At 65.0% G+C, this 22068-nt stretch carries 20 protein-coding genes; 8 read left to right on the top strand and 12 right to left on the bottom strand.

All coding sequences use genetic code 11. The features are described from left to right. Positions 1-65: 65 nt before the first annotated feature. Both DTX69_RS21960 and DTX69_RS21955 read right to left on the bottom strand, forming a co-directional pair. Positions 66-1142 carry a patatin-like phospholipase family protein gene (locus DTX69_RS21960; protein ID WP_119303725.1) on the bottom strand — a complete coding sequence of 359 codons (1077 nt, stop codon included), beginning with the start codon at positions 1140-1142 and terminating at the stop codon, positions 66-68. Positions 1143-1153: 11 nt separating this feature from the next. After that, positions 1154-1984 carry a 3-hydroxybutyrate dehydrogenase gene (locus tag DTX69_RS21955; RefSeq protein WP_119303724.1) on the bottom strand — a complete coding sequence of 277 codons (831 nt, stop codon included), beginning with the start codon at positions 1982-1984 and terminating at the stop codon, positions 1154-1156. Positions 1985-2142: 158 nt separating this feature from the next. Here DTX69_RS21955 and DTX69_RS21950 point away from each other — a divergent pair, with 158 nt between their 5' ends. From DTX69_RS21950 to DTX69_RS21940, 3 genes are all read left to right on the top strand, one after another. Then, positions 2143-3060, top strand: a complete 918-nt coding sequence (locus DTX69_RS21950; RefSeq protein WP_119303723.1) for a LysR family transcriptional regulator — start codon at positions 2143-2145, stop codon at positions 3058-3060. Positions 3061-3198: 138 nt separating this feature from the next. Beyond that, positions 3199-4809, top strand: coding sequence for a PAS domain-containing sensor histidine kinase (locus DTX69_RS21945; protein WP_119303722.1), 1611 nt, complete (start codon positions 3199-3201; stop codon positions 4807-4809). 292 nt (positions 4810-5101) lie between these two features. Continuing rightward, complete coding sequence (locus DTX69_RS21940; RefSeq protein WP_119303721.1) at positions 5102-5986, top strand: SMP-30/gluconolactonase/LRE family protein; 885 nt, start codon at positions 5102-5104, stop codon at positions 5984-5986. Positions 5987-6019: 33 nt separating this feature from the next. On the opposite strand, the gene DTX69_RS21935 is transcribed toward DTX69_RS21940, so the two are convergent. Together DTX69_RS21935 and DTX69_RS21930 are read right to left on the bottom strand one after the other, a co-directional pair. Continuing rightward, positions 6020-7396: a hypothetical protein gene (locus DTX69_RS21935; protein WP_119303720.1), complete on the bottom strand. Its 1377-nt coding sequence runs from the start codon at positions 7394-7396 to the stop codon at positions 6020-6022. Between the two features lie 452 nt (positions 7397-7848). Further along, positions 7849-8880: a hypothetical protein gene (locus DTX69_RS21930; protein WP_162917446.1), complete on the bottom strand. Its 1032-nt coding sequence runs from the start codon at positions 8878-8880 to the stop codon at positions 7849-7851. A gap of 749 nt (positions 8881-9629) precedes the next feature. Between DTX69_RS21930 and DTX69_RS21925 the strand changes: the two genes are divergently transcribed. Next, positions 9630-10595 carry a glutathione S-transferase family protein gene (locus tag DTX69_RS21925; RefSeq protein ID WP_119303718.1) on the top strand — a complete coding sequence of 322 codons (966 nt, stop codon included), beginning with the start codon at positions 9630-9632 and terminating at the stop codon, positions 10593-10595. 58 nt (positions 10596-10653) lie between these two features. On the opposite strand, the gene DTX69_RS21920 is transcribed toward DTX69_RS21925, so the two are convergent. From DTX69_RS21920 to DTX69_RS21910, 3 genes are all read right to left on the bottom strand, one after another. Further along, positions 10654-11082 carry a hypothetical protein gene (locus tag DTX69_RS21920; RefSeq protein ID WP_119303717.1) on the bottom strand — a complete coding sequence of 143 codons (429 nt, stop codon included), beginning with the start codon at positions 11080-11082 and terminating at the stop codon, positions 10654-10656. An 83-nt stretch (positions 11083-11165) separates the two neighbouring features. Next, positions 11166-11633: an Hpt domain-containing protein gene (locus DTX69_RS21915; RefSeq protein WP_119303716.1), complete on the bottom strand. Its 468-nt coding sequence runs from the start codon at positions 11631-11633 to the stop codon at positions 11166-11168. Positions 11634-11686: 53 nt separating this feature from the next. After that, positions 11687-12886 (bottom strand): MFS transporter, encoded by a 1200-nt coding sequence (locus DTX69_RS21910; protein ID WP_119303715.1) that lies wholly within the window; start codon positions 12884-12886, stop codon positions 11687-11689. 347 nt (positions 12887-13233) lie between these two features. Here DTX69_RS21910 and DTX69_RS21905 point away from each other — a divergent pair, with 347 nt between their 5' ends. The 3 genes from DTX69_RS21905 (at position 13234) to DTX69_RS21895 (ending at position 17122) form a co-directional block, all read left to right on the top strand. Next, complete coding sequence (locus DTX69_RS21905) at positions 13234-14664, top strand: amidase (RefSeq protein WP_119303714.1); 1431 nt, start codon at positions 13234-13236, stop codon at positions 14662-14664. 353 nt (positions 14665-15017) lie between these two features. Beyond that, entirely contained in the window at positions 15018-15755 is a 738-nt protein-coding gene (locus DTX69_RS21900) for a DUF1194 domain-containing protein (protein WP_119303713.1), read from the top strand. Positions 15756-16189: 434 nt separating this feature from the next. Then, complete coding sequence (locus tag DTX69_RS21895) at positions 16190-17122, top strand: glycine/sarcosine/betaine reductase selenoprotein B family protein (protein ID WP_119303712.1); 933 nt, start codon at positions 16190-16192, stop codon at positions 17120-17122. Here the strand turns inward: DTX69_RS21895 and DTX69_RS21890 are convergent. The 4 genes from DTX69_RS21890 to DTX69_RS21875 all read right to left on the bottom strand — a co-directional run bounded on the left by DTX69_RS21890 (position 17107) and on the right by DTX69_RS21875 (position 20025). Then, positions 17107-17790 carry an isochorismatase family protein gene (locus DTX69_RS21890; RefSeq protein ID WP_119303711.1) on the bottom strand — a complete coding sequence of 228 codons (684 nt, stop codon included), beginning with the start codon at positions 17788-17790 and terminating at the stop codon, positions 17107-17109. The genes DTX69_RS21895 and DTX69_RS21890 overlap by 16 nt on opposite strands. 34 nt (positions 17791-17824) lie before the next feature. Continuing rightward, positions 17825-18394 (bottom strand): 16S rRNA (guanine(966)-N(2))-methyltransferase RsmD, encoded by a 570-nt coding sequence (gene rsmD, locus DTX69_RS21885; protein ID WP_119303710.1) that lies wholly within the window; start codon positions 18392-18394, stop codon positions 17825-17827. Positions 18395-18469: 75 nt separating this feature from the next. Then, positions 18470-19321, bottom strand: coding sequence for a pseudouridine synthase (locus DTX69_RS21880; RefSeq protein ID WP_119303709.1), 852 nt, complete (start codon positions 19319-19321; stop codon positions 18470-18472). Then, positions 19318-20025 carry a gamma-glutamyl-gamma-aminobutyrate hydrolase family protein gene (locus tag DTX69_RS21875; RefSeq protein ID WP_119303708.1) on the bottom strand — a complete coding sequence of 236 codons (708 nt, stop codon included), beginning with the start codon at positions 20023-20025 and terminating at the stop codon, positions 19318-19320. Before DTX69_RS21875 ends, DTX69_RS21880 begins: the two co-directional genes overlap by 4 nt. 101 nt (positions 20026-20126) lie before the next feature. Between DTX69_RS21875 and DTX69_RS21870 the strand changes: the two genes are divergently transcribed. Further along, a complete protein-coding gene (locus DTX69_RS21870) occupies positions 20127-20600 on the top strand; it encodes a nucleoside deaminase (protein ID WP_284735983.1) in 474 nt (157 codons plus the stop codon). Positions 20601-20759: 159 nt separating this feature from the next. Here DTX69_RS21870 and DTX69_RS21865 read toward each other — a convergent pair whose 3' ends face one another. After that, positions 20760-22061, bottom strand: a complete 1302-nt coding sequence (locus tag DTX69_RS21865; RefSeq protein ID WP_119303707.1) for an NAD(P)/FAD-dependent oxidoreductase — start codon at positions 22059-22061, stop codon at positions 20760-20762. Positions 22062-22068 lie beyond the last annotated feature (7 nt).

Below are 22068 nucleotides of genomic sequence, written 5' to 3'. Positions count from 1 at the left end.
CGGACGCGCCGGCCGGCAGACAGCCCCGCAGGCTGCGATGAATGCGGGGCCGCCGGCCGAGTGACTCAGAGGTACGTCTTCGCGATGTCGACCGTCGATTGCTGGCCGAGGTCGTCGTAGTGCCGCCCGAGCCACGCCTCCGCGTGTGCGCGGCCGAATTCCTTCAGCTCCGCCAGGAACTCCCAGTCGGCATTGAGCTTGGACATGACGCCGAGCTTTGACATCAACTCCTCGGCGGAAATGGCGTGGATCAGCATGCGCTTCATGCCGTTCGACTGCACCTTGCCCTCGTCGATCAGCGTGGTGACGAAGCTGATCGCGCGCATCTCGCGCATGAGCGAGGAGTTGAAGCTGATCTCGTTGATGCGGTTCATGATCTCGCCCGCGGTCATCGGCACCTGGTCGCGATGCAGCGGGTTGATGTGCACAACGAGCACATCGCTGCTGCCGCAATTGTAGATGAGCGGGTAGATCGCCGGATTACCCATGTAGCCGCCGTCCCAGTAATGCTGGCCGTCGATCTCCACTGCCTGGAACAGGAAGGGCAGGCAGCCCGACGCCATCACCGCATCTGCCGTCACGTCGTTGCCGCAGAAGATCTTGACCTTGCCCGAGCGCACGTTGGTCGCGGAGATGTAGAGCTTGATCGGCAGCGGCGCTTTGTGCATGACCTCGAAGTCGACGCTTTGCTCGAGCGCCTCGCGCAGCGGGTTGTAATTCGCAGGATTGAGCTGGTACGGCGAGACCAGTCGCGTCATCATCTCCAGCCACAGGAAGGCCGGCGAGTTCTCCAGCGACTTGTTGCCCATCAGCCGGTCGAGCCAGGTCGCCTGGAACGGCGACAGCGAGGCGATGTGCGCCACCCGCCGCCAGAACCCGTCCAGCGCCTTGCGCGCACCCTGCCGGCCGCCGGTGGTGTAGCCGTAGGTCAGGACCGTCGCGTTCATCGCTCCCGCCGATGTGGCGGAGATGCCTTCGATCTCCACCCGCTCATCCTCGAGCAAACGGTCCAGGACGCCCCAGGCAAACGCGCCATGCGCACCGCCGCCTTGCAGGGCGACGTTGATCTTCTTCACCTCGACCGCAGTGGCGCGATGGGCGCGGCCGCGAGGCCGTTCGGTCGCGATGCTTGCGCTGTCCATGGCGGCTCTCCTCAATGTGCGGTCCAGCCGCCGTCGACGGGCAGCGCGGTGCCGGTGATGGATTGCGCGGCGTCGCTTGCCAGGAACACCGCCAGCGCGCCGATCTCCGATGTCTCCGCGAAGCGCTTGTTGGGCTGCTGCGCCAGCAGTATGTTCTTGATCACCTCATCGCGCGAGATGCCGTGCGACTTCGCCTGGTCGTCTATCTGCTTCTCCACCAGCGGCGTCCACACATAGCCCGGGCAGATCGCATTGGCGGTGACGCCGAACTCTGCGCCTTCCAATGCCACAGTTTTAGTGAGGCCGATGATGCCGTGCTTGGCTGCCACATAGGCCGACTTGAACGGCGAGGCGACAAGCCCATGCGCGGACGCGACATTGATGATCCGCCCGTGCCCACGCGCCTTCATGCCGGCGAAGCTGGCACAGATCGCATGGAACGCAGAAGAGAGGTTGAGCGCGAGGATGGCGTCCCACTTCTCCGGCGGAAAGCTCTCGATCGGCGATACGTGCTGGATGCCGGCATTGTTCACCAGGATGTCGATCTTGCCGAAACGCTGCTCGGTCGCTGTGATCATTTCGACGCAGGCCTTCGGCTCCATCAGGTCCGCCGGCACGTAGATCGCCTCAATATCATGCGCAGTGCGAATACGCGTCAGCGCGTCCTCGATCTGGCTAATGTCGCCCAGGCCGTTCATCACGACAGTGGCGCCGGCCGCGGCCATCTGCTCCAGGATGCCGAGCCCGATGCCGCTGGTCGAACCGGTGACGATGGCCACCTGGCCGGCCAACGGCCGCTGCATGTGGAGGGCGGCGGGCGCCATGGTTTCGCTTCCCAGCATCTCTTGCCTCTTTCTTCGGGAAATTCCGTGCTGGCCACTCTGCCCCCGCCGCGTCAGCCGGGAAAATGCCACCCTCCTATGGTTTCCATGCTGCCTTGGCATCGCCCCTGACCATGCTCTTGGGTTATGGTTCTCCCGGGAGCCGAGGAGCCGAACCCATGGAAATGCACCAGATCCGCTACTTCCTCGCCGTGTGCGACTGCCTCAACTTCACGCGTGCGGCGGAGACGTGCAACGTGACGCAGCCCGCGCTCACCCGCGCGGTGCAGAAGCTGGAGGAGGAGCTGGGCGGTCTGCTGTTCCGGCGCGAGCGCAAATACACCCACATGACGGATCTGGGTCATCTGGTGCGCCCGCAGCTCGAGGCGATCCTGGCGCAGAGCGAGCAGGCCAAGACCACGGCCAAGAGCTTCCTGCAATTGAAGGACGCACCTCTGAAGCTCGGCGTCATGTGCACCATCGGCCCGATGCGCTTCATCGGCTTCCTCGCCGCCTTCGGGCGCGACCATCCCGGCATCGAGGTCTCGCTGATGGAATCGGTGCCGCAGCGCCTCGCGGAGTCGCTGATGTCGGGCGAGCTCGACGTGGCAATGATGACCCAGCCGGCGGAGAGCCACGAGCGCTTGGATCTCCATCCGCTCTATGAGGAGCGCTTCATGATCGCATGCGCGCCCGGCCACCGGTTCGAGCAGATGGAGGCGGTGCCGATGGCCGACATCGCGGGCGAGGCGTATCTTACGCGCGCCAACTGCGAGTATATCGGCTATCTCGACGGCATCCTCGAGCAGCGCATGATCAAGGTGCAGGACGTCTACCGCTCGGAGCGCGAGGACTGGATCCAGTCCATGGTGCTGGCGGGCATGGGCATCTGCTTCATCCCCGAATACACGCCGGTCATCCCCGGCATCGTGACGCGTCCGATCGTCGATCCGGAGGTGACGCGCACGATCCACATCGTGACCGTCGCTGGCCGCCGCTTCTCCCCCGCAGTCGCAACCTTCGTGAAGGCGGTCGACAAGTTCAAATGGCCCGCCCTCTCCAGTGTGCCCAGGGGCAAGCTCAAGGCCGCGAGCTGAACAAGCACGACGTGCGAGTCATATATCGTTCGGACTAGGCCGTCCGGCGGAGCGCATTGACCTTTCATACATCGTACACGCGTACGCTGTCCGAATGCGCTGTTGCGGCGCGGGCCGCACAGCCCACAATGGGGCATCATGAGGCACCGGCTTCCCTTGCGCAGGCTTCGCGCGCGGCGGTGGCGCGAACTGCGCCCTGGCGATCTTGAATCGCATCTCAATGATGAACGCTTTCGGGCGATCGCCGAGACGCTGCGCGCCGTCCCGTGGGAGGCCGAACCCACGACCGATCAGATCACCTATGTCGGCCCGCAGATCGCGTGCCTGAGCGGCTACAGCGTGGAGGAATGGCTCGTGCAGGGCCAGTGGACCCGCGCCGTGCATCCGGAAGACCGTGAAGCGATCGAAGCTCGATATCTGGAGCACCTCCGGCAGCGCCTCGACCACAATCTCGAGTACCGCCTCATCACGAAATCCGGCGGGCGCGTCTGGATCCGCGACATCATCACCTTCGTGACCGGTCTTGACGGGCGCGAACTCGTCCGCGGGCTCATGATCAATATCGAGGAGGAGAAAGTGCTGGAGCGCGCGCTGCGGGAGAGCGAAGCGCGCTACCGGCAGGCGGAGCACATTGCGCGGCTCGTCCATTGGAGCGTCGTGTTCAGTCCGAACGGGGAGTGGGACAAGAATGTCGTGACCTTCTCGGATTCGGCGCGCGAGATCTTCGGCTTCTCGGAATGTGAGCGACGGCTGTCCAACACGGACTTCATCGCGCGCCTGATCCATCCGGACGACCAAGACAATGTGCGCACCGCCATGCTGGATGGCCTGGCGAACAAGCAGACCCAGATCTGCATCACCTACCGCATCGTCCGCCCGGACGGCCGCGAGCGCTGGGTGATGGAGCATGTCCACAATGAGTATGATCAGGCGGGCGAGCGCACCCTCGCCTTCGGAATCATCCAGGACATCACCGAGCATCGGCAGAGGGAGATGGAACTGCGCGCGGCCGGCCTGCGCGCCGACCTGGCGAGCCGCGCCAAGACCCAGTTCCTCGCCACCATGAGTCACGAGCTGCGCACGCCGCTCAACGCCATCATCGGCTTCTCCGAAGTTATGCAGACGGAGATGATGGGGCCGCTCGGCGCGCCGGAATACAAGGGGTACGCCGCCGACATCCACGGCAGCGGCACCTTCCTGCTCTCGATCATCAACGAGCTGCTGGACCTCAGCCTGATCGATGCCGGAGAGATGAAGCTGGACGAATCGCTGGTGGAGATGGGCAAGGTCGCGGCCAGCTGCGTCTCGCTGCTGCGCTCGAAGGCCGCCGTCAAGGGCGTCCATCTCGTGCAGGCGGTTGAGCCTACTGTGCCTCTGCTGCGAGGCGACGCGCGCCGGCTCAAGCAGGCCGTTTTGAACCTGCTCACCAACGCCATCAAGTTCACGCCCGCCGGCGGTTCCGTGGAAATTGACACCAGTTGGTCGCACGCGGGACTGAGGGTGACCGTCCGCGACACCGGCATCGGCATCGCCGCCGAGGACCTCGAGCGCGTGCTGAAGCCTTTCGTGCAGGCGGAGAACTGGCTGGCGCGCCAGCACGACGGCGCCGGCCTCGGCCTCGCCATCACCAATGCGATCTGCGAGCTCCACGGCGGCACTCTCACCCTGAAAAGCGAACTCGGCCACGGCACGACCGCCTGCATCACCCTGCCCGCGAGCCGAATCGAAACACCGACCACCGCTTCCTGATCGTCATCCACAATAGGAATCCCCTCTCCCCTCGCGGGAGAGGGCTGCGAAGACAGCGAACGTCAGTGAGCTTAGGCGGAGCTGGGTGAGGGGGCCGCGCCGACAGGCGGGCAGCGCGCCGAGCGCTGTTGGCGCAGCAACAATACGCTCTTGCGAGCGTGCGCAGCTGTCGCTGCGCATCCCCTCATCGAACTGCGCCTAGGCTCGCTCACGCTCGCCAAGGCTCCGTATCCTTCTCCCGCAAGGGGAGATGGAGTAATGTACTCGTCTTCGCCTAAAGGGGGCACACTCCGTGACCGAGATCATCCGCCTGCATGCGCATCGCGCCATCCTGGGCGAAGGCCCGACTTGGCGGCCGCGCGAGAACGCCATCTATTGGATCGATCTGCGCGCGCCCGCGATCTTTCGCTACGATTGCGCCGGCGGCCGCAACGACATCTTGCCCATCCAGCTCGGCGACCACCTGGGCGCGATGGTGTTCACCCCCGACGGCCGCATGGTGGTGGCCGATCGCGCCGGCCTGCACCTCGTGGACAAGGCGACGGGTGAGCGGCAGTTCCTCGCGCATCCCGATGCAGGCCAGCCGCTCAATTGCTTCAACGATGCCAAGTGTGATCACCGCGGCCGCCTGTGGTCGGGTAGCGCCGACACAAAGGACACCGACACCAGCGGCAGCCTGTTCGTGTTCGACGCGCATGCCCACGCGCGTAAGGTCGATACCGGCTTCATCTGCTCCAACGGCCCGGCCTTCAGCCCGGACGGCCGGCGCGCCTACTTTACCGATTCCTACGCGTTCGAGATCTGGTGCTACGACGTCGATCCCGCGACCGGTGAGGTCGGCCCGCGCCGGAACTTCGCCAAGATCTCACAAGAGGATGGCTATCCCGACGGCATGACCGTCGACGCCGAAGGCTTCCTGTGGAACGCCCATTGGGACGGCTGGCGCATCACGCGCTACGATCCCGACGGACGCATCGACCGCGTGCTCAAGGTGCCGGTGCCGAAGCCGACCGCCATCGCCTTCGGCGGGGCGGACATGAAGCGCCTCTTCATCACCAGCGCCTCCCTCGACATGACGCCGCAACAGCTCGCAGAGGCACCCTGGTCCGGCTGCCTGATGGCCTGCGATCTCGACATCACGGGCCTGCCGGACCGCGACTACGTTCTCAGCCAATAGAAGCGGGCGCTGCCTGGCTAGTGCGCCCGGCCGCTAGTGTGCCCGACCGGCTTTGATGAAAGACTTGAACGACCGCACGCCGCGGATGATCTGCGGGCCGAGCAACGCCTTGGCGTTGTCCTTGAGTCGATCCGAGATCGGCGCCGGATTGATTGGGAACCTCAGCAAGCGCGGTTCCAGGAGCTCAATCGCCTCGAGTTGCGCGGTCCCTTGTTCTCTCCTGATTGGATCAGGCTGGAGCAGCAGGTAATAGATCCATAGGCAGTTTGCCGGATTGAAACCTGTCGTTTCGCTGAAATCGTTGGTTCGCTGCACGTTGCAGTTCCAGGAGCCCAGTCGTTGATCGAGATGGAAGCGATCGCGCCAGTCGGACACCAGCGGCACTGGGTCCGCTAGGGATTCGACCCAGCTTTCGAGCGCTTGCCGCCACGCCTCGATCGGTTGGGGTCGCCACGTCGAGCGGCTGCTGAAGGCTTGCAGGATCTGGTCGGCCGTTGGTCGTGCTTCACCAAGCCCCGCCCGCGAGAACTTGTTCCAGAAGAAGCATCGTCCGATTTCGAAGCAGCTGCCGGTCGCGGACGTCCGGCCGGGATGGTCTGCAATCGCGTGGTCGAAGCGTGCGAAATGGTCGAAGATTGGATGCGCGGTAGCGCCGCCGACATGTTCCGATATGGCGGCCGCCCTGGCCTTGACCTCCGCTTCATCGAATGGACGAAGCCTTCGAAACACATGTGGGACATCGATGGACGCGGCCAGCTTGGGAGGCAAGGTGCGATCGCACCGGTCCATCGACGGAAAGCTGGTGGTCGTTGCGCGGAACGCGATGCCTGCAGCATGCGCGGCGGCCAGCACGGTTCGCGTATCCAGTCCCGCTGTCAGGGCGACGCAGCTCTCCGAAAAATCGCAGCGCCCCCAGTTGGCCATAACGATTTTGAGGGCGGTGGCGAGGGCCCCGGAATCGTCCCTCGAGTCGCGGTCCGGACAGACGAAGCGCACCGCTCGTATCGACCCGCTCCGCGGATCGAGCACCCGTTGGGGGAGCAGTTTGTACACCCCGTCCCGTGTCGTCGCCGGCGCGGGAATCCAATCCACTCCTTTGCTGTGCGCGATTTGCCACCGGATCCATGGCAACCGTGGTGCGTCCGGCAGATGCTCGCTGAGGAGTTCCGCGCTGCTGGACAGCCAGACGTTCCGGTCGATGTGGCGATAATTCACGCCAAGGCAGCCGGACGCGTCCTGCCAGCAGCAATCCTTTGACACCAGCAGCCATTTGCCGGCCCAGAAGGCGGTCCAATTCTCGATCTCAGCCGATTCCTTGGCTTGGAAAGCCTCTGACAACCTGTCCGCGAGCTCGTCAGCCGGCACCGCCAAGCCAAGTAGCCAGAAATCGACACCATCGCGGGAGCGCACATGCTGGACCCGGAGCTTCGGGCAGTGGGAGAGAACCCAGTCCGCCAGCTATCTGGATTATGATCCAGTCAGGCCGGAGCCTGACTGGGGCCGGGCCAAGGATATATTGTTTCTGATGTGCGACTAACTTCGTCACTGCGATCGCCTCGCGCCAGCTCGAGCGATGCAACAAATACAATTCGACTGATGCAGCAGATTATATCGACACCGATTCCTTACCGGCAAATTACATTTCTGCCACGGCGGAGCATTGGTTCCAACGCTCCATACGAACCGATACTTCTCTTACCCAGGTAGTGCCGCCAGCCGCATTGTGCGTTGGTTGGTCCAGGACCGTTCGCGTTTGGTGCGATTCGGGGCATCCTGAAACGCACCACTTTGATGAGGAATGATGCCTCGCGGCAAATACAAGCCTGGACCAAGTAACTCAAGAGAAGAAGCGAGATAGCTTCTCAAAAAGTTTCCTTCTCCGAAAGCACCCGACGGCGACGACGCGCTCGATCACGGCCCAGGGCCCGAGCGGCACGGCTGAGTCGCTGCCAGAGGGATTCCGGATTGATCGGCAGCTCGAGGAGACGAGGCGCCATCAGGCTGATCGCCTCCCGCTGCAACTTCCGCTGCCGTCTTTCTTCGGGATCCGGCCGCAGCAGCAGATGGAATATCCAAAGGCAGTTCGCGGGACTGAAACCGGTGCTCTCGACGAAGTCGTTGGCCCGCTGGACATTGCTGTTCCAGGATGCCAGGCACTGTTCGAGATAGAAGCGGTCCCGCCAATCCATTGGCAGGGGCGCATCATCGGACAGCGATTCGACCCAAAGCCGGAGCGCGCTACGCCAGGCTTCGAGCGGTTCGGGGCGCCAATCCGACCGCAAGCTGAACGCCTCCAGTATCTGGTCTGCGGTCGATTGGGCACCGGCAGGTTGCACGCGAGACAGCTTGTGCGAGTAGTAGCAACGCCCGATCTCAAAGCAACTGCCGCTGGCGGATGTCCGCTGCGGATCATCGTCTGCGCTGTGGTCGAACTGAGCGAAGCGCGCGAACACGGGATGAGACGCGATGCCATCCACATGCTGCGAGATGGTCTTCGTCCGCGCTTCGACTATAGAGGGCTCGACCGGCGGCAGGTGCCTGAAGCGGTGAACGATCCCGGCGCGCGCGGCCACCTGCGGCGGCAGGATGCGATCGCGCTTGTCCATGTCCCGTATATTCGTGGTGAATGCCTCGAAGTCGATTCGGGCCGCGCATGCTGCGGCCAGAACCGTTCTGCTGTCTCCGCCTGCGGTTAGGCCAACGAGCCGCTTGGAAAAGCCGCATTGCGCCCAATTGGACAGAATGGTCGTTAGCGCCGACACCAGATCGTGGGCCGCCCCGCTCCGATCGGGTGGCGTGAAGCGCACGGTTCTTATGGATCCGGTCCGCGGATCGATCGATCGTTGCGGCAGCAGCTTGTAGATTCCGTCCCGAGTGGTGAAGGGCAGCGGCACCCAGTCGATCCCCCTGTTGTGCATCACCTGCCAGGGAATACGCGCAGCTGGCGGAACGTCCGGCAGATGGTCGCTAAGCAGTACGGCGCTGCTGGAAAGCCAAAGATCGCCACGGACCTGCCGATAAGTCACGCCAAGGCCACCGGACGCGTCCTGCCAGCAGCGATCGTGCGAGACGAGCAGCCACTTGCCGGCCCACGAACCCGTCCACTGTTCGATCTCGCTGGCTTGTTTCGCGCGGAAAGCCTCCGGCATCGAAGCCACGGTCTCATCGGCCGGCACCGCCAGCCCGAGCAGGTGATATCGCTTACCATCCGTCGACTGCAGCGGCATGGCGCGCAGCTTCGGACAGTGGGAGAGAACGAGCTCGTTGCTCAGATGGACGGAGACCCAATCAGGAAGTGGGAGGACTGGCTTGGGGCCAAGAACATACTGCTTCTGATGCGCAAGTAGTCCCACCATGACAACCGTTTCGCGAGAGGCTGGAACAACAAACGCGGCAAGCGTCCATTCGATGCCCCCCTCGCGTGCAGAGCAGGGCCGTCACATGCGGGGGGCGGCGCCCCGCCGTCAGTTTTCCTGACTATATTGGCGTTCATCTGTTCAGAGCAAATTACATTCCTGGCACATTGGCCCGCGCGCACGCCTTTGTGATCGATTTTGCGCACAGGAGTGTTTCCGATTCTGATGCTGGCGGGCGCACCGCCGCTTACCCAAATGCCAAGGTATGTCGGATTAAGGAGGATCACATGGGCTTGCTCGTCGACGGCGTATGGCAACCGGAGGCCGGTCGCTGGGCCGATTCGCGCGGTCGAATGCAGCGGCCGGAGTCCACCTTGCGCAACTGGGTGACACCGGACGGCAGTCCCGGTCCGACGGGGCGCGGCGGCTTCAAGGCGGAGCCGGGCCGCTACCACCTTTACATCGCGCGCGCCTGCCCGTGGGCGCACCGCACGACGATCTTCCGCGAGCTCAAGGGCCTGCAGGAGATGATCGGTCTCTCCGTGACGCACTGGCTGATGCTGGAGAATGGCTGGACCTTCGATTCCGCGCCGGGCGTCGTCCCCGACAACGTCAACGATGCGCGCTACCTATACGAAATCTACGTGAAGAGCGAACCCAAATACAGCGGCCGTGTCTCCGTCCCTGTGCTGTGGGACAAGGAGACCAAGCGCATCGTGAACAACGAATCCGCCGACATCATCCGCATGTTCAACAGCGCCTTCGACGGCGTTGGCGCCACGCCCGGCGACTACTATCCCGAAGCGCTGCGCGCTGAGATCGACGAGGTGAACGCGCGCGTCTACGACACGCTCAACAACGGCGTCTACAAGGCCGGTTTCGCCGGCTCGCAGGAGGCCTACGATGAAGCCGTGGTCTCGCTATTCGAGACGCTCGACTGGCTGGAGCAGACGCTGTCGAAATCACAATATCTCTGCGGCAACCGCCTGACCGAAGCGGACTGGCGTCTCTTCACCACGTTGCTGCGCTTCGACCCGGTCTATCACATCCACTTCAAGTGCAACCTCAGGCGCCTGGTCGACTATCAGGCGCTGTGGCGCTACGCGCGCCGCCTCTATCAGCACCCCGTCGTGCGCCCCACGGTGAACTTCGACCACATCAAGGGCCACTACTTCCAAAGCCATCGCTGGATCAACCCCACCGGCATCGTGCCCAAGGGGCCCATCGTGGATTTCGAGGCGGCGGTGGGTTGAGTTCCCCCTCCCCCGTGTCGGGGGAGGGGCCAGCTGCGCGCGTCCTTTACTTACGCTCCTACCACTGCCCCACGCCTTGCGTCGCGAGGTTGGCGAGATAGGCGTAGATGTCCGCGGTCTTCACCTTGACCACGTGCGGGTCCTCGCCTCTCAGAGTCTGCTGCACCAGCAGCTGGCTCTCAACGTTGGCGAGCTTCACCTTCACGATGCCGGATGCCTTCTTGATTCCTGGATAGTAGTTGGGGTCGACCAGCTTTTCCTTGGTGGCGAGGCGGGCTATGATCGCGGCTTCGTCATCCGCGACATTCTCCACTTTCTTGGAGAGCTTCCAGTCGCTGTGGCCGGCATGCGCCGCCGCGTTCAGCTCCGCGATCGCGTCCTCAGCCTTGCCGTCGGTCACGCCCACTTTATAGAGATATTTGGTGAGGCCGTGATCGCTGCCCCAATGAGCTAGCCCCTTGCTGCTCGCCACGTAGAGAGTTGCCATCGCATTCGTCCGATTGCTGGTCGTACTGGCGGGAGTTGACCGCGTTACCGGCGCTGCGTCAATCGGCGCCAACCTGGCCCAGGTCAGCCGATCAGTTCCGCCACGCGCTGCTCGAACTTGGCGATCAGGTCGGCGCCGATCTTGCCGCCTTCGCCTTTGATGCCCTTGGTCAGCACCAGATCGATGGCGTCAAGATGCGCCTTGGCGAGTTCCAGGTGCTTGTCCTCGTACTCCAGTGCGCGGTCGCGCGTCAGGGTACAGAGCGAGTGCCCAATCCTGGTGATGAGCGGATAGCCGAACGAGGTGCCCTGGCCCTTGAGGTCGTGCCCCACGCGGAACAAGGCCTCGACATGGCTCGCGCGTGCCTTAGGACCCTCGATCGCTGCGGCGAGCGCCGCGCGCGCCTTGGCGACATCGGCCAGCGCCCAGCGCGGATAGTCCTTGGCAAGGTCTGCAACCGCCGCCTCGGCCCGCGCCAGGGTGGCGGACATGCGGCCTTCGCCGTCCTCGTGATCCGGGTCGTTCGCGTTGGCAGGCGTCGGCAGCATCATGATTCCGCCAGACTGTTCGAAGGTGGTTAATCAAACCTGAATCGCGGCTGAGATTAAAGTCGTTTCGGCAACCAAGTCGCCGCGATGCCAACCGTTACGGCGAGCACGCCCGCGAACACGAACACAGCGCGGAAATCAAAGATTGTCAGCAGCATGGCATAGATCGCCGACGGAATGAACTCCGCAGTATCGACATAGGTGCGGAAGACGGTCGCCAGCTGCGGCAGCTCGCGCGGCCGGGCGAAGCGCATGAACGGAATGTTGCCGAGCGAGTCGAGCGCCACGACGAAGGTCGCCGCCAGCAGCAGCACCAGGCAGAAGCCAAGCGGCTGGTCGTACAGCAGGATGACGCCGATGGTGAGCGCGCCGCCGCACCAGAAGGCGCCGACGATCGGCAGCCGGATGCCGAGCCTCTGCGCCACCATCCTGACCAGCGGCGACAGCGCCAGCAGCAGGTTGCCCACGCCCACCAGCCAGCCGGCCCAGCGTTCGTCGATCCCCTGATCCTGCAGATAGAGTGCCGGATAGGTGAAGAACATCGACCACCAGGCCGATCGCCCGAACACGATCAGCCAGCTGAGGCGGAGCCTCTTCTGCGCGGCGAAGCGCCGGATCATGGTCAACGGGTTGGCCGGCGGCGGAATCGCCTCGATCCTCGGCTCCCCCGGCCGCAGGCGCCGGAAATAGAGGATGAGGCCGAGATGGACTGTGATCGAGACGGCCGCCGGCGCGACGATGCCGTAGCGCTGATGGAGCGCGACGCCGACCACCGGCCCGAACCCCCAGGCCAGGCAGCTCGTGAACAGGCGCAGCGTTTCGGAGCGCACCAGGTTCTGCCGCGGTATGAAATCGACGATGAACAGGATCAGGCAGACGCTGCCGAGGACGCCGCTCAGCGCACGCCCCAGCATGCCGAGGCCGAGCCCCGGAATGGTGGAGGTGGCAAGGCCCACCATTCCGATCATGCAGGCCAGGATGCCGGCGATGAAGGTCGCATTGCGGCCCAGTCGATGGATGATGAAGGGTGTCAGGAACGTGCCGATGAAGGTGATCATCGCCACCACGGAGTAGGTGGTGCCGACGTACGAATCCGCATCCTCCGCTGCGATCGCCTTGTAGAGCGTATAGGCATGCAGCGGAATGACCGTGGCGGTCAGCGCCCGCGCCGCCGAATCCAGCGCATAAACCGCCGCAAACGCCCCCGCCCCCGGAACCATCAGGGCCGACTTGGACGCAACGAGGCGGGAGGACATGCAGGGGCTCGCGGAAGGAATGCCGCATCCTAATGTGCCTCATGTGCCCTTGCCAATGTGCGCAACGCACGCTCCATGCGCACTAAACTCATAGCGTTCCTCACACCCTGTCATGACATCGCTTGATCTTGCCGCTCCTCTTGCTGTCATCCCGGCCAAGCGCAGCGAGAGCCGGGATCCATTCGTCCACCGCACGTGCGACTGCCCCATGGACCCCGGATCACGCCGTGCCGTCGCTTCGCTCGGCTCGGCTGTCCCGGGGGTGACAGGTAGAAGAGACGCGACGTGGCGCAATTGCGCGCCGTTCTGCGATGCCCTAACGTCCCTCCAAAAGGGGGGGAGTCCACATGCCCAACGACCTCTATCGCCTCACCGCGCGCGAAGCCGTGCGCCGCCTGCGTTCAGGCGAGATCACGCCGCTCGACCTGATCGACGCCGTCGAGCGCCGGGCCGCCCAGGTCAACGGCGTGGTCAATGCGCTGGTCACGCCGTGCTACGATCGCGCGCGTGATCATGCGCGGCGCCTGATGGCGCTCCCGCCGTCGGAGCGCGGATTGCTGGCCGGGCTCCCCGTGGGCATCAAGGATCTCAACGACGTCGCCGGCGTGCGCACCACCTACGGCTCGCCGATCTTCGCCGAGAATGTGCCGGCGGAATCGGAGCCGCTGGTAGAGGCGATCGAAGCCAACGGCGGCATCGTGGTGGGCAAGACCAACACGCCGGAGTTCGGCGCCGGCGCGAACACCTTCAACGCGGTCTTTGGCGAGACGCTCAACCCGTGGAACCCCGCGCTCAACGCCGCCGGTTCCTCCGGCGGGTCCGCCGCGGCGCTGGCCACCAGCATCGTGGCGCTGGCCAGCGGGTCCGATCTCGGCGGTTCCCTCAGAACGCCGGCCAGCTTCTGTTCGGTGGTGGGCTTCCGCCCCAGCCCCGGGCGCGTCGCCAGCGCCCGCGGCGAGCAGCGCTTCGACGATTTGTCGGTGGAAGGGCCGATGGCGCGCAATGTGCTCGACGTCGCGCTGCTGCTGGATGCGATGAGCGGCTGGTGCATCGACGATCCAATCTCGCTCCCCAGCCCGCCCGAGCCATTCCTCACGGCGGCGCAGCGGAAGCAGAAGCCCAAGCGCATCGCGCTTGCCATGGATCTCGGCGGCGCGACGCCCGTCGACAAGCCGACCCGCGCGATCGTGCGCCAGGCCGCCGACACGCTGGCAAACGCCGGCATCGAGATCGTGGAAGCCAGCCCTGACTTCAGCGGCGCAAAAGAGGCGTTCCACGTTCTGCGCGGCCTTCGCTATGTCGCCAACATGAGCGCTCTAATGGCGCAACATCGCGACAAGCTGAAGTCCGATGTGATCTGGAACGTCGAGCAGGGCATGACCATGACCGCCGAGCGCATCGCCAAGGCCTTGCTGTACCGTGCGCGCCTCTATGGCGAGATGGTCGACTTCCTCAAGCGGTTCGACTTCCTGCTGACGCCCGCCGCCTGCTGTGCCCCCAATCCGATCGAGGAGCGGTGGGTGCGCGAGGTCGACGGCCACAAGTTCGAAAATTATCTCGGCTGGCTGACGCTGCCCGCCTGCATCACGCTGACGACGTGTCCCGCGATCAGCATCCCCGCCGGCTTCACCGAGGACGGCCGCCCAATCGGCATCCAGCTGGTGGGTCGGCCGCGCGGCGATGCAGCATTGCTTTCAGCCAGCGCCGCGATCGAGGAGATCCTCGGCTTTGCCGACGCGGTGCCGATCGACCCGAAGCCGGCGCGCGAATTGGCATAAGCCCGCGCGTGCCCGAGATCGCTCACTGCAGACGCGGCCCGGTGACCCGGCCGGCTGCAAGTGCGAGCACAAGTTTCGGCGTGTCGAGGAACGGCGCGAGGTCTTCGTGAAGCCGAGTTTCCAGCCACGGCAATAAAGCGGTGGATTGCAGTGACAAAGCAACGACGCCAGCCATGCATGATGGCCGTGAGTGGTGTTGCCCGATCGTCACGTGCATTGTCCCTAAGGAGAAGTGACAGAGCCTTAACTGCTCCTTAAGCATACTTGGAGCAAAATGCATGTCATTGGTGTTTAGGCGTCACGAGTCTCCACATTGAGCAGGTCGCCCCCAGTCAGGCGACTGGAGGTTTGACATGGTTCGATGCGCACTACTCGCATTGTCCGTCGCGTGCGGCGCTCTCAGCTTGTCTCAGGCCGCGGCTGCCGATGACGACAACTTCTCGACAGATGCAAACATCATCACCGCGCTCGACGTATCGAGCTCGATCGACGCGCAGGAGACGATGCTGCAGGTCGATGGCATGGCACAGGCCATCCGCGCCCCGGAGATTGTCGCGGCCATCCAGAATGGAAGGCATGGTCGCATCGGATTCGCAGTGTTCATCTGGGCGGATGGCGACTTTCCCGAGCTGGTATCATGGCGCGTCATTGGCTCGCCCCAGGACGCCGAGGAGGCGTCCGGTGAAATCTCCTCTCGGGTCAGGTCAATAATTGATGCGCCAACCCGATCCGTCGGGAGTCTGACGAACACCTCGGCGGCTCTCGAACACGCAGCTCAACTGCTGCAGAGCTCTCCCTATGCCTCGAAACGCGCCATCATCAACATTGTCGGCGATGGTGAGGACAACGTCGGCGAAGACCCGAGGCGCATTCGCGATGAGCTCGTCGCGCGCGGCGTCACCATCAATGGAGTCGTGGTGGGCGGAGACAAGAACGTGCTCGAATACTATCGCCACGCGGTGGCCGGCGGGCCGAGGGGCTTCGTCCTGTCAGCCGACAAGCCTGAGACGCTGGTCCAGGTCTTCGCATTCAAGTTCATGTCGGAAATAGCGCTCAACATCCGGCACCAGGAGCTGCCCGACCGCATGTAAGAACGGCGGCGAAGCAGTGGTCCGTCGTCCCCGGTCCGCAAGGGCGCTCGGCTAGAGGCGACTTACTTGCACACAACATGATCGATAATGCTGTGCGCCCGTCCGCGCTGGTCACGGCCACGCTCCGCGCGGCCGCGCTTCTCCCTCTCCCAAAAAAGAAGTACCCCTCGCCTCTTGCGGGAGTTAGGTGAGGGGCCGCGCCGAAGGCGCGTGAGCCGCGTGTGCGCTATTCCCGACATACGGCGCGGTTGTTGGGGCTCTTCCGAGCGCGCGCGCCTAACGGTGCGCTACCCCTCATCCAGCTTCGCCTAAGCTCGGCCGCGCCTCGAAGGCTACGCATCCTTCTCCCGCAAGGGGAGAGGGGGCTTCTTTTTTGCCGTGCGTTTCGCGATAGCCGATTGCCCCCGCGGCAACATCGAGTAGTCTTGCGACTGATGAGCCAGGCTGTCGCCACGACCGATCCGGAAGACGTGCCGATCCCCTACATGGCGCGCACCCGCGCGTACTACCGCGCGCTCGGCTACAATGAGCCCTATCGCTGGGCGCACTTCGGGGACGTTCCTTTCACGCCGCTCGCCAAGCCGCTGAGCGAATGCCGCATCGGCCTGGTGACGACGGCGGCGCTTCATGATCCCGCGCGCGGCGATCAGGGGCCCGGCGCGCCCTACAATGCCGCCGCCAAGTTCCACCGCGCCTACGTCCACTCGACAGAAGGCGCGCCCGACGTGCGCATTGCCCATGTGACCTACGACCGCACGCACACCAGTGCGGAGGATCAGGGCAGCTGGTTTCCGCTCGCGCAGTTGAAGCGCCACGCCGGCGGAGGCGTGATCGGTTCTGTCGCGCGGCGCTTCTATGGCGCGCCGACCACGCGCAGCCAGCGCACGACCACCGAGCAAGATGCGCCTGATATTCTCGCCGCGATGCGCGCGGATGCGGTCGACGCTGCTATACTGGTGCCGAACTGCCCCGTGTGCCACCAGACCATCAGCCTGGTCGCGCGCCACCTCGAGCAGGCCGGTATCTCCACCATCATCATGGGCTGCGCCAAGGACATCGTGGAGTATGCGGGCGTGCCGCGGTTCCTGTTCAGCGATTTCCCGCTCGGCAATGCCGCCGGCAAGCCGCACGACTTGGCGTCGCAGGCCGCCACGCTCGATCTCGCGTTGCAGCTGCTGGCGCGCGCCCCCGCCGCCCGCACCACCGTGCAATCGCCGCAGCGCTGGTCGGATGACCCCGCCTGGAAGCGCGACTTCTCCAATGCGGAGCGCCTGTCGGCGGAAGACCTCGCCCGCCTGCGCGCCGAGCATGAGCAGCACCGCGCAATCGCGCGCGCCGCGCGTGCCGGGGATCACAGCGCGTCGTAGTGCCGCTCCGCGTCCGCGAACGTGAACAGGATCGGCACCTGCTTCTCCGCCACCCACACGTCGCCGACCTCGCCCGCGATCAGGCGGCAGGCGGTCTCCGCGGTGGTGATCGCGCCGCCGTTCAGCCGGTTGGCGAGATTGAGGATGCCCGCCTGATGCATCGCGGTCGTGCCGCTGCCGCACGCGTCTTTCACCAGCAGCACGCGGAACCCGCGCGGGATCGCATCGCGCACCGTCGCCGCCACGCAGGCTTCCGTCCACACGCCTGCGACGATCACCCAGTCCACGCCCGAATCCCGCAGCAGAGGCTCCAGTTCGCCCGTGCAGAAGGCGCTGGCGTCGTTCTTCTCGATCACCGTCTCGCCCACGCTCGGGCCGACTTCGCTGCAGATCGCGGTGAGCGGCGAAGAAACATCGCTGAAGGTCGGCCGCCCCTCCGCCGTCACGGGCTCGAACGGCCGCCGCGGTACCGCCGTGAAATCCCGCTTGTAGGCGACATGTACCACCCGCACGCCATTCGCCCGCGCTGCGTCCAGCAGCCGGCGCGCGTTGGCAAGCACCCCATTCAGGTCCGGCACGACATAATAGGGATCGTGCCGCTGCTCCTCCTGCAGATCGATGAGGATGAGCGCCGCGCGCTTGGGATCGATGGAGAGCTCTTGCCGCATGGTCCGCAATAACGCCCAAGACCGCGCGCGTCGTCTAATGCAATTTATCGATGCGGTGGCGGAGAAAAACGATGCGGGCCTTGCCGTAGCGCCGCTCATCCTCGACCACGAAGTCTTCCAGCGCCGGCAGTTCGTCCTTCCCGCCCATCTCCGCCACGATGAGCGCGCCGGGCGCGATCCAGCCGGCCTTGTTGAGCGCGACCAGGGCCGGCGCGATCATCCCCTGACCATAGGGCGGGTCGAGAAATATCAGCGAGCAGGGCGCATGGCGCGGCTGCGCCTGGGGCGGGTCCAGCGCGTTGCAGGCGAAGACCAGGGTCCGCGCATTCTCGTGGCACACGGCGATGTTGCGCTTCAGCGCATCGAGCACCGGCCGCGCCAGCTCCATGGCGATCAGGTTCGCCGCGCCGCGCGACAGAGCTTCGAGCCCCAAGGCGCCGGAGCCGGCGAAGGCATCCAGCACGCGCGCGCCCTCGACCGCATCGAAGCGGTGGATCAGCACGTTGAAGATCGCCTGGCGCGCGCGGTCGGAAGTCGGGCGGACGTCCAGCCCCTCGGGCGCCACCAGCTTCGTGCCCTTGTGCGACCCCGCCTCAATGCGCACGATGTGCTCCTTCCCCCCTTGTGGGGGAAGGTATGGACGGGGGGCGATGCTGCGCCGCGGCCTCTTTGGTTGTACTCATCGTTTGCGAAGGGCCTGCCGCGGTCGATGCTTGGGGCTGCGTTCGGCGGATTTGGGCTCTGTCTGCGGTGCCTGCTTCAGCTTCAGCTGCCCACTCACCTGGTGCACCTTCTTCTCGCCCAGCTGCTCGCGCAGCACCTTGGCCGGCACTTCCTCGATGTCGCCCGGCTGCAGGTAGCTGCCGAGCTGGAACGGACCGTAGGCGACGCGGATGAGGCGGCTGACGGGCCAGCCGAAATGGCCGCAGATCTTGCGGATCTCGCGGTTCTTGCCTTCGGTCAAACTCATGGTCAGCCAGACGTTGTCACCTTGGCGGCGATCGAGCGTCGCTTGGACCGCGCCATAGCGCACGCCCTCGACCTCGATGCCCTTGGCCAGCTGGTTGAGCTGCGCTTGCTCGACCTGCCCATGCACGCGCACACGGTAACGCCGCACCCAGCCGGTCGACGGCAGTTCCAGCCGCCGCGCCAGCGCGCCGTCGTTGGTGAGCAGCAGCAGCCCTTCGGAATTGAGATCGAGCCGCCCGACCGAGATCACCCGCGGCATGCCCTCCGGCAGGGAGTCGAAGACAGTCGGCCGTCCTTGCGGATCCTTGGCCGTGGTGACCAGCCCGCGCGGCTTGTAGTAGCGGAAGAGCCGCGTGCGCTCCGCCGCCGGCAAGGGCTTGCCGTCGATGCGGATGTCATCGTTCTCGGTGACGTTGAGGGCGGGGGAGGTGAGCTTCTTACCGTTCACAGACACGCGGCCCGCCAGGATCATCGCCTCCGCATCGCGCCTGGAGCACACGCCAGCGCGTGCGATCGCCTTGGCGATGCGTTCGCCTTCGAAGCTGCTCTTGGTCTCGCTCATTTGGCCGCCGCGATCAGGCCGGCGAAGATTTGGCTGTCGCCGCCATGCATCAGGAACTCCGGATGCCACTGCACGCCGAGGCAGAAACGATGGGTCTTGGATTCGATGCCTTCGATGACGCCATCCGGCGCGACGGCATTCACGGCGACCTCCGGCCCCACGTCCTTCACCGCCTGGTGATGGGCGCTGTTGACCGCCAGCTCGCTCGCGCCGGTCAGCCGATGGAGCAAGGTGCCCGGCGTCACCCGCACCACGTGCCCGGGCTCGTCGCGCGGGTTCGGCTGCTCGTGCAGCACGTGGCCGGCGATCTCGTCCTCGATGTGCTGGATGAGCGTGCCGCCCAGTACCACGTTGATCAGCTGCTCCCCGCCGCAGATGCCGAGCACCGGCTTGTCGCGATCCAGCATCGCCTTGGTGACGGACCATTCGAACAGTGTGCGCTCTTCCTTCAGCGTCACCGTCGCATGCGTTGTGGCCGCTCCGAACAGCCTGGGATCGACGTCGAACCCGCCGCCCGTCACCACCAGCGCATCGATCCGCTCCACATAGGCCTCGGCAAGATTCGCCTCGTGCGGCAGGCAGAAGGGAATGCCACCCGCCTTGGCGATCGCCGAGCAATAATTCTCGCGGATGAGATAGCGCCCGACCTTGCCGATCCCGGTCGGTCCGGCGGTATCCAGGGTCAGGCCCACAATGGGCGGCATGGGATTGGCTCCTTTGGTTGGGCCGGACCCTAGAGCAGGGCAGGCGAGGGCTCAAGCCCCGCAGCCTTGACGCCGGCGCAACCGCCGGGTTCAAGTGCCGCATGCCCGATCAGCCGCGGCCGCACCTGGAGCACGATTTCATGGGTCTCGCCTTCCGCCAGGCGGAGGCGGCGGGCGCGCGCGACGAGGTGCCGATCGGCGCGCTGCTGGTCGATTCCGCGACCGGCCAGGTGCTGGCCGCCGACCACAACCGCGTGGAGGAGCTGCACGACCCGACGGCTCACGCCGAAATGCTGGTGATCCGCGCCGTGGCCACCGGCCGCAAGGAAAAGCGCCTGCCGCTCTGCGATCTCTACGTGACGCTCGAGCCGTGTCCCATGTGCGCGACGGCCATCTCCTTCGCGCGGATCAGGCGCCTCATCTACGCCGCCCGCGACCCCAAGGGCGGCGGCATCGAGCACGGCCCCCGCATCTTCCAGCAACCTACCTGCCACCACCGTCCTGAACTGTTCGGCGGCCTCGACGAAACACGCAGCGCGACGCTGCTGAAGACGTTCTTCCAGAGCAAGCGGTAGCGACACACGTTCTCGCCACCTCTCAATCTGTCATCCCGGGCGGGCAGCGAAGCTGCGCGGCCCGGGACCCGATCCAGCAGCGCTGCGGACGGTCCGAATGGGTCCCGGCTCTCGCTACGCTCGGGCGGGACGACAGGTGAGGTGGGTGAAAAAGCGCACCTAAATCGGCAACCTATCCAGCACCCTATACCACCACACCGACGGCGCCAGGAACCACGGGTTGCCGGTATATATTGGCCGCGTCTGGAACGGCACGTTGTCCAACGCGGTTTTCCCCTCCGCGCGACCCAGCACCTGCTGTCCGATGCGCATGCCGAAATAGGTCGCGAGCGACACGCCAGATCCGCAATAGCCCATGGCGTAATGGATGCCGTCTTGCTTGCCGACATGCGGCAGCGTGTCGAAGGTATAGGCGACGAACCCCATCCAGGAATGCGTGATGTGCGCGTCTTTCAGGCTCGGGAAGATCTCCGTCAGGCACGCATGCAGCCGTGGCGCGCTCACCAGCGGATTGCTCTCCATGTAGGCGACGCGTCCGCCGAACAGCACGGAGCGATGATCCGGCGACAGTCGGTAATAGAACACGACGCGCCGCGTGTCGCTGACCATGCGGTCGTTGGGGATGAGCTTCAGCATCTCCTCCGGCGCGCGCGGCTCAGTCGCGATGATGTAGCTGCCGATCGGAATGACGCGCCGCCGGTGCCACGGCGAGAGCGGCCCGCTATAGCCATTGGTCGCCAGCACCACGTCGCGCGCCAGCACAGTGCCCCTCGCGGTACGCACGCGGAACTTCGCCCCGTCGCGCTCCATCGCCTTGGCCGCGCACTGGTCTATGACTTGCACCCCCGCCGCCCGCGCGATGCGCAGCAGCTCCAGATGATACTTGCCGGGATGCAGCGCTGCATGGCGCGGATAGATCGCGCCGCCGTGGTAGCGGTCCGACGCGATCTCGCGATGCTGCTCCGCCTTCGGCACCATCTCCATTGGCACTTCCAACCCCTTGGGCTGGTTGCCGGCGAACGTCGCGAGCGCGTCGTACTGCCGCCGGTTGTGGGCCGCGTGGAAGCGTCCGACCCGCCGCCAGTCGCAGTCCAGCTTCTCGCCGCGGATCAGATCGTCGATGTAGTCGAGCGCATTGATCCCTTCCATGCGGATCGCGAATGCCATCTCCTGATTGTGCTTGCCCGACAGCGCGGTGAAGCTCGGCTTGATGCTGGTGGAGACCTGCCCGCCATTGCGGCTGGAGCAGCCCCAGCCCGCGCTTTCCGCATCGATCACGAGAGTCGAGCGACCGCCCTTCGCCGTCTCGCGCGCCGCCATCAGCCCGGTATAGCCCGCGCCGATCACCAACACGTCGATCTCGCCCGGCAGCGGCGTCTCCGCAATATGCGGCCGCGGCGCATCCTTCCACCAGTACGGCTCAGACTTGAACCCGGCGGTGAAGAGATCGTCGGGGTTCATCGCGCAG

It is taken from the genome of Dongia deserti (assembly GCF_003574735.1).
Classification (GTDB): Bacteria; Pseudomonadota; Alphaproteobacteria; order Dongiales; family Dongiaceae; genus Dongia_A; species Dongia_A deserti.
Note: the sequence above shows the minus strand (reverse complement) of the source record. Positions and strands in the feature narration are given on the sequence as shown.